Annotated in this window: 10 protein-coding genes, 1 tRNA gene and 1 pseudogene; 5 read left to right on the top strand and 7 right to left on the bottom strand. The window is 36.6% G+C overall.

Translation table 11 applies throughout. From position 1 onward, the window contains the following. Positions 1–30: 30 nt before the first annotated feature. From QWY78_RS11045 to QWY78_RS11030, 4 genes are all read right to left on the bottom strand, one after another. Positions 31–234, bottom strand: coding sequence for a hypothetical protein (locus QWY78_RS11045; RefSeq protein ID WP_290219770.1), 204 nt, complete (start codon positions 232–234; stop codon positions 31–33). Positions 235–236: 2 nt separating this feature from the next. Continuing rightward, the gene (locus tag QWY78_RS11040; RefSeq protein ID WP_290219768.1) at positions 237–869 is read right to left on the bottom strand and encodes a DUF3575 domain-containing protein; all 633 of its coding nucleotides are present in this window, start codon (positions 867–869) and stop codon (positions 237–239) included. A 10-nt stretch (positions 870–879) separates the two neighbouring features. After that, a complete protein-coding gene (locus QWY78_RS11035; RefSeq protein ID WP_290219765.1) occupies positions 880–2,052 on the bottom strand; it encodes a thioredoxin family protein in 1,173 nt (390 codons plus the stop codon). A 216-nt stretch (positions 2,053–2,268) separates the two neighbouring features. Then, entirely contained in the window at positions 2,269–3,942 is a 1,674-nt protein-coding gene (locus tag QWY78_RS11030) for a glutamine--tRNA ligase/YqeY domain fusion protein (RefSeq protein ID WP_290219836.1), read from the bottom strand. A gap of 300 nt (positions 3,943–4,242) precedes the next feature. Here QWY78_RS11030 and QWY78_RS11025 point away from each other — a divergent pair, with 300 nt between their 5' ends. Together QWY78_RS11025 and QWY78_RS11020 are read left to right on the top strand one after the other, a co-directional pair. Further along, positions 4,243–5,364: an alpha/beta hydrolase gene (locus tag QWY78_RS11025; protein ID WP_290219763.1), complete on the top strand. Its 1,122-nt coding sequence runs from the start codon at positions 4,243–4,245 to the stop codon at positions 5,362–5,364. Between the two features lie 108 nt (positions 5,365–5,472). Further along, a complete protein-coding gene (locus QWY78_RS11020) occupies positions 5,473–6,435 on the top strand; it encodes a YpdA family putative bacillithiol disulfide reductase (protein WP_290219761.1) in 963 nt (320 codons plus the stop codon). A 37-nt stretch (positions 6,436–6,472) separates the two neighbouring features. Here the strand turns inward: QWY78_RS11020 and menC are convergent, their stop codons facing one another. After that, positions 6,473–7,477: an o-succinylbenzoate synthase gene (gene menC / locus QWY78_RS11015; protein ID WP_290219758.1), complete on the bottom strand. Its 1,005-nt coding sequence runs from the start codon at positions 7,475–7,477 to the stop codon at positions 6,473–6,475. Positions 7,478–7,525: 48 nt separating this feature from the next. Further along, the gene (gene fbp, locus QWY78_RS11010; RefSeq protein ID WP_290219756.1) at positions 7,526–8,542 is read right to left on the bottom strand and encodes a class 1 fructose-bisphosphatase; all 1,017 of its coding nucleotides are present in this window, start codon (positions 8,540–8,542) and stop codon (positions 7,526–7,528) included. Positions 8,543–8,761: 219 nt separating this feature from the next. Between fbp and QWY78_RS11005 the strand changes: the two genes are divergently transcribed. The 3 genes from QWY78_RS11005 to QWY78_RS10995 all read left to right on the top strand — a co-directional run bounded on the left by QWY78_RS11005 (position 8,762) and on the right by QWY78_RS10995 (position 12,003). Then, a complete protein-coding gene (locus tag QWY78_RS11005) occupies positions 8,762–10,000 on the top strand; it encodes an aspartate kinase (protein WP_290219754.1) in 1,239 nt (412 codons plus the stop codon). A 6-nt stretch (positions 10,001–10,006) separates the two neighbouring features. Beyond that, positions 10,007–11,845 (top strand): bifunctional lysophospholipid acyltransferase family protein/GNAT family N-acetyltransferase, encoded by a 1,839-nt coding sequence (locus QWY78_RS11000; RefSeq protein ID WP_290219752.1) that lies wholly within the window; start codon positions 10,007–10,009, stop codon positions 11,843–11,845. An 85-nt stretch (positions 11,846–11,930) separates the two neighbouring features. Then, a tRNA-Phe gene (locus QWY78_RS10995) sits at positions 11,931–12,003 on the top strand. Positions 12,004–12,120: 117 nt separating this feature from the next. Here the strand turns inward: QWY78_RS10995 and QWY78_RS14870 are convergent. Then, positions 12,121–12,243, bottom strand: a pseudogene (locus QWY78_RS14870) (ISAon1 family transposase); the annotation flags it as partial.

The following is a 12,243-nucleotide window of genomic DNA, read 5'->3' as shown; positions in this document are numbered from 1 at the left end:
CATTAAAGTCTGCTTCCTATTTTAAATGCTTTAATCAAAGTCGTGATAGGTATCGTCTTTGGAGTTTTTATATACGAACCACATCCCAATCGTTAATCCAATTACTCCTGCAACAGCGGTCATTAAGGCGCGCTCAATCTTGTCTGGTTGTGTATTTCCGATATAATTAAAAAGAAATAAGATGATAAAGGTGATGGCAGCGATCACTGCGAATTTTACACTTTTTATATTCATAATTATAATTTATAAGCAATCATTACTCCGCCACGGTACGGCACAAATTCTCCACTTTTGTTCCATTGGCGGCCATCATCATCATATCGTATACCCAATTCTTTGTGATAACCTTTATAGAAAGCCTGTGAACTTCCTGCTCCGAGGTATAAATCCATATTCCAGCGGTCAGCGAGTTGAAATTGATAGCCAACCGTTGCACCAAGAATAAAGGTAAAGCCATCTTGATACAAATCCTTAGTTTTATAAATTGGCGAGTCGGCACTATATTGCCCGTAGCCATCGCCAGTAAAATAGTATTTTTGAATGATAAATCGTGCAGCGGAAATATTTCCACCAACATACCAATGTTGGAACGCTTCTTTGAAATAATATCGTCCTTCAAGTCCTAACATATAAACCTGTAGATTTTTTCCTGCAAAAGATTTCCAAGGAGAGATGAAAACATCAGCTTGAACGGTTACTTTTTCCTTTAGCTGGTATTCTACCCCTGCATTTAAAATCCCTATTGGGAGAAAAAGAGCATTGGCTTTTAAATAAATATTCTTAGCCGTTCCCACTTTTTCGGACTGCTGATTTTGAGCCTGACTTAAAAGTGCAAAAAAAAAGAAAAATAAGAGGATGGTTTTTTTCAAAATATTGCACCTATTTTAAAGTTTCTAAAAGAAGCGTAGCAGATTTGGAATCTTTCCCTTGTTGGTCAGCAAGATTTTTAGACATTTCTGCAAATAAAATAGCAGAATCTTTCTTCCCGTTTTTAGCATATAGTTTTGCAAGGATATAAGTGTTCTCTGCACTTTCTGATTTCATAACAGATTTTTCCGCCCATTCTTCCGCTTTTTTCAATGAGCTCTTGTTGTCAACATGCTCGCTGAAAAGCCAAGCTGCTTTTAATAATTCTTCTGGATTGAAATCATCAGCGTTTTTATAATAAATCAAGGCCGCTTTTTCATATTCCTTAAAATTACCCACATTGGGGTAATAGATTACTTTCATTCTGTTCAGCGCAGTTTCTGCTTCGGCTTGACCCACAAGTGGAACGGCATTTTTGTAGAAATATTCATCATTAATAATGCCGGTATTTTGATCTAAAGAGTTTTCCATCACTTTAGAAATTTTAATATTCACATCGAACTGATTGTAAATATCCTCCGACATTTCCTTCACAATATTTGCTTTACGGTCTTTAAAAACTTGATAATTTGGATCGTTCACCGACTTCACGAAATACAGCAACATGCCGATATCATCGCGACTCAATTCTTCCTTGGCCTTAACTTTAAAATACCGCTCAGATACTTTCTTGGCCAAGTCATAATCCGTTTGCACATTTTGTCTCATCATGTTTAGTAAAAATGCAGGATCACTTTCGCCTTTTTCAAAAAGTTCTTTTGCTGAACCTTTTAGTAGCAAAGGATTATTGGCTTCTTTTGCAATCTCAATAAAATCTTTTTCGCCCATGTAACCGTAGCTTTTCATCACCACCTCACCATCTCCATTGAGAAATAAATAAGAAGGGTAGGAACGAACTTGATATTTTTGGGCAATTTCGCGACCTTCGCCTTTTTCCATATCGAAACGTGCGTTGATGAAATTGGCGTTATAATATTCTTTCACCGCCGGAAGTGGGAAAACATTTTTTTCCATCAATTTACACGGGCCACACCAAGAAGCGAAGGCATCCAGAAAAACAAGTTTCTTTTCGCGCTTTGCTTTGGCTAAAATTTCTTTGAAATTAGAATTGTCAAAATTAATCGATTCCTGAGCAAATGACAGCAGAAAGATAAGTAAGAACAGGGCAGTAAGTGTTTTTTTCATTTTTAAATAAAATTCGATGCGAAGATAATTATAAAAAAATTAGGAGGCGTTTTTAAGGGTAAAATTTATGAGAAATTAAGAGTGATTGCTATAATCTTAACATTTATTTAATTGCTTTTATTCGCAATTTCAAATTCTTAGGTCCTGGGAAATCTTCGTAGATGATGTAAAAAAAACTTCGGAATTTCCGAAGCTTTTAAATAGTATAAAGACTTTTTATTCAGGTTTATAACCGTCTTTTAAAGTTACTGTTCTGTTAAATACCAGTTGATCGGCGGTAGAATCGCGATCCTTGGTGAAATATCCAATTCTTTGAAATTGGTAAGGATGCCCAATTTCTGCCTGTTTTAAACTTGGTTCTGCATATCCTTTCACCACGCTTAAACTATCTGGATTTATAAATTGCATGAAATCTGTTTCCTTTTCAGCATCTGGTTGTGGGGTTGTAAACAAACGGTCGTATATTCTTACCTCCACCGGAATTGCATGTTTTGCAGAGACCCAGTGCAAGGTTCCTTTTACTTTTCTTAGACTTTCTTCTGACCCACTCCCGGATTTGCTCAGTGGATCATAAGTGGCATAAATGGTGGTGATTTCGCCGTTTTCGTCCTTGTCAACACTTTCTGCTTTAATGATATACGCAGATTTCAAGCGAACTTCTCCTCCTAATTTTAGTCTAAAAAATTTCTTATTGCCTTCTTCTTTAAAATCTTCTTTCTCGATGTATAATTCTCGAGCAAAGGGAACTTTTCTGGTGCCAGCATTTTCATCTTCGGGATTATTTTCGGTCTCTACCCATTCTTCTTCATCTTCTGGGTAGTTGGTAATTACCAGTTTTACTGGGTCAACTACTGCCATCACTCGGGTAGCAATTTTGTTCAAATCTTCTCGCACGAAAAATTCCAGCAGTTGAATGTCTATTAGGTTTTCTCTTTTGGTGACTCCAACTCTTTCAATAAAATTTTTAATGGAGGTTGGTGTAAATCCTAAACGTCTCATCCCAGAAATCGTAGGCATTCTTGGATCGTCCCAACCAGTAACAGCGTTCTCTGCAACCAATCTTTGTAATTTTCTTTTAGACGTGATCATATAGGAGACATTCATCCGCGCAAATTCACGTTGTTTGTTTCGCACCTTTTCATCGTCGTACACCTGATCTAAATACCAATCGTATAAAGGCCGGTGATTTTCGAATTCTAGTGAACAGAGTGAGTGAGAAATTTGTTCAATATAATCAGATTCTCCGTGAGCCCAATCGTACATGGGATAAATTTTCCATTGGTCTCCCGTTCGATGATGTGGTCTTTTTAAGATTCGATACATCACCGGATCGCGCATATTCATGTTGGGCGAAGCCATATCGATTTTTGCACGCAGGGACATGGTTCCTTCTTCAAATGCACCGTTTCTCATTTGTTCAAAAAGTTCTAAACTTTCTGCAGCAGGACGGTTTCTGAAAGGAGATTCTATGCCCTCTTCAAAGGGATTTTTTCTTTGCTCTGTTATTGTTTTAGAAGGTTGCTCATCTACATAAGCTTTTCCGTCTTTAATCATTTGAACAGCCCAATCGTATAATTGGTCAAAATAATCAGAAGCATACAATTCTTGGTCGTAGGTAAAGCCTAGCCAATCGATATCTGCTTTGATTGAATCTACAAATTCCTGTTCTTCTTTTTCAGGATTGGTGTCATCAAATCGAAGATTTACGGGCGCTCCATATTTTTCGCCTAAACCGAAGTTGATACAAATTGCTTTGGTGTGACCAATATGCAGATAGCCATTGGGCTCTGGTGGAAAACGAAAGCGTAATTTATCTTTAGATAAACCTTTGGCTAAATCTTCATCTATAATTTGCTCAATAAAATTGAGATTTTTTTTATCTTCTTCCATGGGATTGTTCATTTGGCAAATTTAACGAAAAGTAGGGAAAATAAAAAGCGGTTATAAATGGACCTATTATTTTCAAATAGAAAGAAATAAAATGAAGTATAAAAACTGTGTTCTGGCAACATTTTTCAGCTCTGGTCGACTGTAAATAGACTGTTCAGTATTTTTAATGAAAGCATTTAATTTTATACGATGTTGGTTTATAAAGGTTTAAAAATTTAAAAATGCATTGGCAAGTGGTGGTTAGAGAAAATAGCAGTAACTTTAATTGTCCTACAAAACACCAATTAAAAACACGAAGTCATGTCAGTATTTATTTTAAGCAACAGAAAAATAATTTCGGAAAACGGCCAAGACTCTTTTTCAAATGAAGAGGTTTCCGTGCCTAATTTTAGAATTGCAAAATGTAATTTCGATGGTTGGAAAGAACCTACGAAAGAAGAATTGAAGAAAAAAAACTACAAAGGAAGAACAATCTTAGATTATCGAATTCTTTCTGAGCCACAGAAAAGTGGCTACCAAGATGTTCTGGAAGTTTTAAAAAAAGAAAAAAAATTGATTGAATCGAAATTGACCAGTAATAATCTGGGCGGCACCCAAAGGATGTTCTATGACTTATACAAAGAAATGTCTGGAACAAAACAGAGAAATGATGTTTTGATGTTTATTCATGGCTATGCATATGATTTTGATGATGAATTGCAAGCGATTCTCGAGTTGAAAAAACGCTATATAGACAATCCTGATTCACCTGTTAATCATATTTTATTTATCAGCTGGCCGGCGTCTAGTTCTGTTTTTCCGTTAACTTATTTTGATGATAAAGCAGCCAGTATTAATTCTGGAAACTCACTCCTTAGGTTGTTTTATTTTTACACGCAATTTCTGAAGGATGTCTTTTCAGACAAAGATTTAGTGCCATGCTATCAACGCATTCATATTATGGCGCATAGTATGGGAAACCGCTTACTGCAAAGCATGATGTATAGTTTGAAAACCGAAAATATTGCCCGAGTAATTGATCAGGTGATACTGTTGAGTGCAGATGTAAGCTTCAGGGTTTTTGAGCAGCAAGAGGAGTCGTTTATTAAACTTCCGAAACTGGCAAACAGAGTGTCAATCTATATCAACCGAAAAGATGCGGTTTTAGGGGTTTCGCAATTTTCCAAAAATATTCTTTCACCCCGATTAGGAAAAATGGGACCCAGCGAATTCTCTAAAATACAAGACTTAATTTCAGTAATCGACTGCACCAACGTGAAAAATGATCTTAAACCGAACTTTAAATTTCAGGTCGGAAACCATTGGAATTATTTATCGAGTTCAACGGTGCAAACAGATATTATCGCCGTTTTGAAAGATACCGACCAGCATCTAATTGCGAAACGGCTCCATGTCGCGAATCATACCTATTTATTAGCATAAACCGTGTAATCATTGTTAATGATGGACATTGGTTTTGCTGAGATTTTTAGGCATGCCTGCAATTTTATCAATGACTTTATTTATAAGCAAACCCCCTATCTTTACCAAATGAAATTATATGACATCATTATCATTGGCGGCGGACCGATTGGTTTAAACTGTGCTCTGGAAGCTAAAAAAGCGGGCCTGTCTTATCTCATTATCGAAAAAGGAACGATTGTAAATTCTCTTTATCATTATCCGTTGTACATGACTTTTTTCTCCACCGCAGATAAACTGGAAATTGCAAATATTCCTTTTATTACCACTTCGCCAAAACCCGGTAGAAGAGATGCTTTAGAATATTATCAGGGGATTTCACGGCTGCGAAATATCAACATTCATTTGTATGAAGAAGTGCTGAAAGTCAGCAAGAAAGAAACTTTTTTGGTGGAAACGTCAAAGAATTTATATGTCGCAAAAAAAGTGATTATTGCCACCGGCTTTTATGATATTCCAAATTTGATGAAGGTAAAAGGGGAAAACCTGCCGAAGGTCAAACATTATTATTCCGAACCTTATCCCTACGCTAACCAAAAAATTGCGGTGATTGGTTCCAGCAATTCTGCAGTAGATGCAGCCTTAGAAACATACCGCAAGGGTGCAGAAGTCACCATGATTATTCGCCATGCCGAGATTTCAAAAAGTGTAAAATATTGGGTAAAACCTGATGTCGAAAATCGTATTAAAGAAGGCAGTATTACGGCACATTTCAATGCTGAAGTAGTAGAAATTACGGACACTTCGATTATTTTTAAAGATGAGGATCAAAAAATTCATGAAATTGAAAATGATTTCGTTCTGGCGATGACGGGCTATCTGCCTAATTTTGAATTCTTAAGAAACTCGGGCATTGAACTTCAAGGAGATTGCTTAAAACCCACTTATAATGAACGAACAATGGAAACAAATGTTCCCGGTTTATATTTAGCCGGCGTAGTTTGTGGTGGAAAAGACACCCATCTATGGTTTATAGAAAACTCCAGAATTCACGCAGATAGTATTATTAGAGATATTTTGACCTGCCTATAAAACCTGATTTAATTTTTTAAATTAGCCTTATAAAAGTTTAGCGCATCATCAGTTCATCACCATGTAAAACCAGCCTGCTAAGGATATTGTTGGTAAATAATCCGCCGGTTCCCAAACCTTGTGGAATCTTAGCATTTTTAGTAAAAGTATACTGCGCGATTGCATTCAAACCGATATTGCTCTCTAAAGCAGAAGTAATCCACCAGCCTATTTTTTTGCTTTCTGCAAAGGAAATCCATTCATCAGTGCCCGAAAATCCACCAACCAACGAGGGTTTTAAAATGATAAACTGTGGATTGATTTTTTCTAAAAGTTCCTTCTTATCCTCAAAATTTAAAACGCCAATTAACTCTTCATCTAAAGCAATCGGCGTGGGACTATTTTTACAAAGTTCCGCCATTTCGGAAATTTGACCTGCTTTTATAGGTTGTTCAATAGAATGAATCTCTAAATCTGCTAAAACCTGAAGAACAGTTTTGGCTTCTTCAACGCTAAAGCCACCATTCGCATCGACCCGTAATTCCAATTCATCTTTAGGGAATTTAGCACGGAGTTGCTTTATAATTTCTTTTTCAGCTTTCCAGTCGACTCCGATTTTCAGTTTAAGACAATCAAATCCTTGGTCTAGTTTTTCCTCTATTTGCTGTTGCAAAAAAGTGGCATCACCCATCCAAATTAATCCATTGATTTTAATAGAAGAATATCCTTCGGAAAAATCACTTGGGAAATACAAATCTTCGCCATGTTTTAAGTTTAACATTGCCTGTTCGTACCCAAACCAAATGGAGGGGAAATGCAGTAGTTCTTTGCGCAATATTTTTTTATTTTCGTTAATGTTATCGCAAAGCCATTGCAACATTTCTTCATATTCGGGAATGTCTTCAAAACTCAACCCTCGAAAAAGTGCGCATTCGCCGATTCCTTTTTTTTCACCTTCTGTAATTTCCAGAAAGTAGGTTTCTTTGGTATGAAGAACTCCGCGGGATGTACCGCTGGCTTGTTTGAATTCTAAAAGGTGTTTTTTAAAAGTGGCTTTTTTCATAAAAAAAAAGTCAGAGCACGCTCTGACCGGGATTAGATTGTTTTTGTTTTAGTTTGCAGCGGCATCTCTCATAAACTCTTCTGCTTTTTCTACCATTTCATAACTTCCGCAGAAGAAGGGAACTCTCTGGTGCAGTTCGGTTGGCTGAATTTCCATCACTCTCTGGAATCCATTGGTGCACTTGCCACCGGCTTGCTCGGCTAGAAAAGCCATCGGGTTGCATTCATATAAAAGTCGCAGTTTTCCATTGGGTGATTGCGAGGTCGACGGATAAATATAAATTCCACCTTTAATCATATTTCGGTGGAAGTCAGAGACTAAACTTCCAATATATCGGGACGTGTATGGGCGATCTTCTTCCTCTTTTTGGCAGAATTTAATATAATCTTTTACGCCTTGTGGAAATTTAATATAATTTCCTTCGTTGATGGAATAGATGTTTCCCCTTCTAGAAAATTGCATGTTGGGATGAGAAAGATAATACGTTCCCAAACTCGGATCCAGGGTGAAACCATTCACGCCATTTCCAGTGGTAAAAACAATCATTGTTGAAGAACCATAAACGACATAACCTGCCGCAATTTGATTGACCCCTTTCTGCAAAAAATCTTCGAGTACGACTGGTGTTCCCGGTTCAGAAACCCTTCTGTAAATAGAAAAAATTGTTCCTACTGAAACATTAACATCGATGTTTGAGGAGCCATCCAAAGGGTCAATCAAAACCACATATTTGCTCAAATGAGCATTGGAATGCGTTTTTATTTCGATGAAATCATCACTTTCTTCTGAGGCGATCCCGCAAACGACTTCCCTTTGTGAGAGGGCTTCAATAAAAATTTCATTTGCCAGTACATCTAATTTTTGTTGTTCTTCACCTTGAATGTTTTCATTGCCAGCCATACCAATAATATCGGCAATCCCGGCTTTGTTTACCTGGCGGTTGACCACTTTAGAAGCCAAACGAATGGCGCTTAAGAGGCGAGAAAGCTCTCCGGTGGAATACAAAAAATCTTCTTGCTTGTCGATGATAAATTCACCAAGTGTTTGGAACGACTGATCTGACATTATTTTACTTTTTGGGTTGTTACAAATTTCGTAAAATTCTTTCGATTTACCAGCATTTGTTTTTATTAAATCATCAAAACACGCGTTTCTTTTTCAATTCTGATTTTTATTATGAAGCCTCGTTTTTTTTATTCGTTGATAATTAATAATTTTGACCCTTGGTATTTTTCACAGAGATTCCCTCTGTTTGAAATAAATTATTGAAAATGAGCAATTTGAATGAAAGTTTTTAAGTTTGGTGGTGCCTCGGTAAAAGATGCACAAAGTGTAAAAAATGTAGCTCTGGTTTTAGAAACGCAGGGTTTTGAAAGTTGTTTGTTGGTGGTTTCGGCCATGGGAAAGACCACAAACGCTTTAGAGAAAGTTGTGGCAAATTATTTTGCCCAAACCGATTACCAAGCAGAAATTGAAAAAGTAAAGCTCAAACATTTAGAAATTTCCCAGGATTTATTTACAAAAAACCATCCCGTTTTTGACGAGATTTCTATCTTTTTTAGTGATATTGAATCGTTCTTAAGACGCAATAAGTCACCAAATTATAATTTTGTTTACGATCAGGTTGTGAGTTGTGGAGAATTAATTTCTTCAAAAATATTAAGTGAATATTTAAATGATATACAGTTTAATAATACCTGGTGTGATGCAAGGGATTTTATTAAAACAGACGATAATTACCGAGAAGGAACGATCAATTGGCAAGAAACCGAACAGAAAATGAGTTCACTGAACCAACATCAGTGCTATGTTACCCAGGGTTTTATCGGGTCTGATGATAATAATTTTACGGTAACTTTAGGAAGAGAAGGCTCCGACTATTCCGCAGCAATTTTCGCCTATTGTCTTAATGCAGAGACCATGACGATTTGGAAAGACGTGCCCGGCGTGATGACTGGCGATCCCAGAAAGTTCGAAAACGTATCCTTGCTTCAGCAGATTTCCTATGAAGATGCGATTGAAATGGCGTACTATGGTGCCTCGGTTATTCACCCAAAAACCTTGCAGCCGCTCAAGCAAAAAAATATTCCTTTTTATGTAAAGTCTTTTTTAGAACCCAAAAATGCAGGGACCAAAGTAGGAACAAGCGAAGAAAGAAGTCAAAAAGAATCTTTCATTTTAAAGGAGAACCAGCATTTAATGCGAATTGCGACCCGTGATTTTTCGTTTATTGCCGAAGAACATCTGAGTCAGATATTCACGCTGCTCGCGAAATATAAAATCAAAATTTCTTTGATGCAAAATTCGGCGATTTCTTTAGATCTCTGCCTCGAAGACCTGTACCTCACAGTTGAAGAACTCAATAAGGAACTTCAAAAACAATTCAATACAGAAATTATTAAAAATGTTTCGCTTTATACCATTAGAAATGCTAATTTAGAGCAGCTAAATAATTTTTATAAGGATAAGAATATATTACTGGAACAAATTTCTCAAAAAACAACACAAGTCGTCACCGACTGATCTCCTATGAGTTTAATTTCTAAAAGTGACTTGATAAAAGCATCGGGCTTGCACAAATTAGGATTTTTAAAAAATCCTATAGCTTCCGCGGTTATGCGGTTGACTAAAATTAATGAAGTCAACAAATTGTATAATGTTTTAAAACATAAGATTGGAAAAGATTTTTTTAATTCCTTTGTGCGGGAACGCGATTTAAAATATATTGTTTTTGAAGAAGATTTAGCCAGAATACCGAAAACGGGTCCTTTTATTTTGGTTTCTAATCATCCGCTGGGAGCGATTGATGGGATTTTAATGACGAAAATTCTTATAGAAATTCGTCCGGATTTTAAAATCATGGGTAATTTTTTATTAGAAAAGATTGAGCCGATGAAACCGTATGTGATTTCGGTAAATCCTTTTGAAAACAGAAAAGAGCTTAAAAGTAGTGCAGCGGGAATGCGCGGATCGTTGAAGCATCTAGAAAACGGTGGCTGTATTGGGATTTTTCCTGCGGGCGAAGTTTCTAATCGAAATAATGAATTTGGTGAAGTCTTGGATAAGAAATGGGAAAAACCTGCTTTGAAGTTAATTAAAATGGCAAAGGTTCCGGTGGTTCCGATGTATTTTCATGCCAAGAACAGTCGGCTTTTTTATCAAATGGCAAAGCTTCATCCAAATTTGCAAACCCTCATGCTACCCGCAGAAATGATGCACAAAAGAGAAAAACCAATTCGTGTTCGGCTGGGGAAACCCGTCTCGGTAAAAGTTTTGGAAGATCATGATTCTATCGAGGAAATGGGTGAGTTTCTGCAAAAGAAAATCCATCTTTTAAAGTCTTATTACGAAAAAAGAAAATCAATCACAGACCGTTTAAATATTCCCAACCTAAAACTCAATTTTTCTTTAAAAAAAGAAGCCAATGTTGTTCAGAATATTATTGATGAAACACCAACTTTAGATATTGTTAATGAAATTGAGCGGTTGAGTAAAAATGATAAAATGCTGTTCAGAAATGGCAATTACGAAGTCTTTTTTGCAACTTATAGCGAAATCCCTTCAATTATGCGGGAAATCGGAAGACAACGTGAACTTACCTTTAGAAAAATTGGCGAAGGCAGCAACCTTCCATTTGATTTGGATGAGTATGATGAGCATTATCACCATTTGTTCTTGTGGGACAGTCAGGCCAAGAAATTAGCCGGAGCCTATCGAATGGCGTTGGGTTGCGAAGTGATGAAAAAACATGGGATTGATGGGTTTTATACGAGTTCTCTCTTTGAATTTGGTCCAGAGCTTCGTCCGTTTTTTCGGAAAGTGATTGAGATGGGCCGCGCGTATATCTCCACGGAGTATCAACAGAAGCCTTTGCCACTCTTTCTTTTGTGGCGTGGTATTGTACATGTCTGTCTTAGAAATCCGGAACATAAATTCCTGATGGGTGGTGTAAGTATTTCCGATAAATTCTCTGAGTTTTCAAAATCGCTGATGATTGAGTTTATGCGGTCGCATTATTATGATTCTGCGGTGGCTCAATATATTCACCCGAAAAATGAGTTCAAAGTCAAACTAAAGGATCGAGATAAACATCTTTTTTTCGATGAGGTAGAATCTGATTTGAATAAGCTCGATAAAATAATTGATGATTTGGAGCCAGAGATGCGTTTGCCGGTGTTAATAAAAAAATACATCAAACAGAACGCGAAAGTGATCTCGTTCAATGTAGATCCAAGTTTTAATGATGCCATTGATGGATTGATGTATATTCGAATTAGCGAATTACCGGAGAGTACCATCAAGCCCGTTTTGGAAGAAATGAGTGAGCAAATCAGGCGCGAAGAAAATAATGATGCTGATAATCAATAATTTTGAAATTATTTAGGAAAATTTTGTGATTTGATTTGTGAGATAATTATAAAGGTGTTACTTTTGCACCACTCAATTAACGAAAGGTCTCTTAGCTCAGTTGGTAGAGCAATGGATTGAAAATCCATGTGTCCCTGGTTCGATTCCTGGAGAGACCACATCTAAAAAGAATAGCAATTCTTTAAAAATTGTAAAAGCCCCTATCTAAGGGGCTTTTTTGGCACAAATAAGTAAATTATTACGACTTCATAAGGATCACGCACAAAACTTGGGGACTACGCAAAAATCTGTGTTAATCTAAACAAGAAAAATTTCCGGTCTTTCACTCCTCGTAGTTGTAATCTGAAGTTTTTTATTTTTGCATTGAAGGATTCCGCAGATGCATTTGTACTTCTGTT

Source organism: Kaistella yonginensis, from assembly GCF_030409525.1.
GTDB lineage: Bacteria > Bacteroidota > Bacteroidia > Flavobacteriales > Weeksellaceae > Kaistella > Kaistella yonginensis.
This window is presented reverse-complemented; position numbering and strand designations above follow the sequence as displayed.

Bases quoted from the DNA above. Each gene is read 5' to 3' on its own strand.
- QWY78_RS11045 (WP_290219770.1), bottom strand. From the start codon at position 234: ATGAATATAAAAAGTGTAAAATTCGCAGTGATCGCTGCCATCACCTTT.
- QWY78_RS11035 (WP_290219765.1), bottom strand. From the start codon at position 2,052: ATGAAAAAAACACTTACTGCCCTGTTCTTACTTATCTTTCTGCTGTCA.
- QWY78_RS11030 (WP_290219836.1), bottom strand. From the start codon at position 3,942: ATGGAAGAAGATAAAAAAAATCTCAATTTTATTGAGCAAATTATAGAT.
- QWY78_RS11025 (WP_290219763.1), top strand. From the start codon at position 4,243: ATGTCAGTATTTATTTTAAGCAACAGAAAAATAATTTCGGAAAACGGC.
- QWY78_RS11020 (WP_290219761.1), top strand. From the start codon at position 5,473: ATGAAATTATATGACATCATTATCATTGGCGGCGGACCGATTGGTTTA.
- menC (WP_290219758.1), bottom strand. From the start codon at position 7,477: ATGAAAAAAGCCACTTTTAAAAAACACCTTTTAGAATTCAAACAAGCC.
- fbp (WP_290219756.1), bottom strand. From the start codon at position 8,542: ATGTCAGATCAGTCGTTCCAAACACTTGGTGAATTTATCATCGACAAG.
- QWY78_RS11005 (WP_290219754.1), top strand. From the start codon at position 8,762: ATGAAAGTTTTTAAGTTTGGTGGTGCCTCGGTAAAAGATGCACAAAGT.
- QWY78_RS11000 (WP_290219752.1), top strand. From the start codon at position 10,007: ATGAGTTTAATTTCTAAAAGTGACTTGATAAAAGCATCGGGCTTGCAC.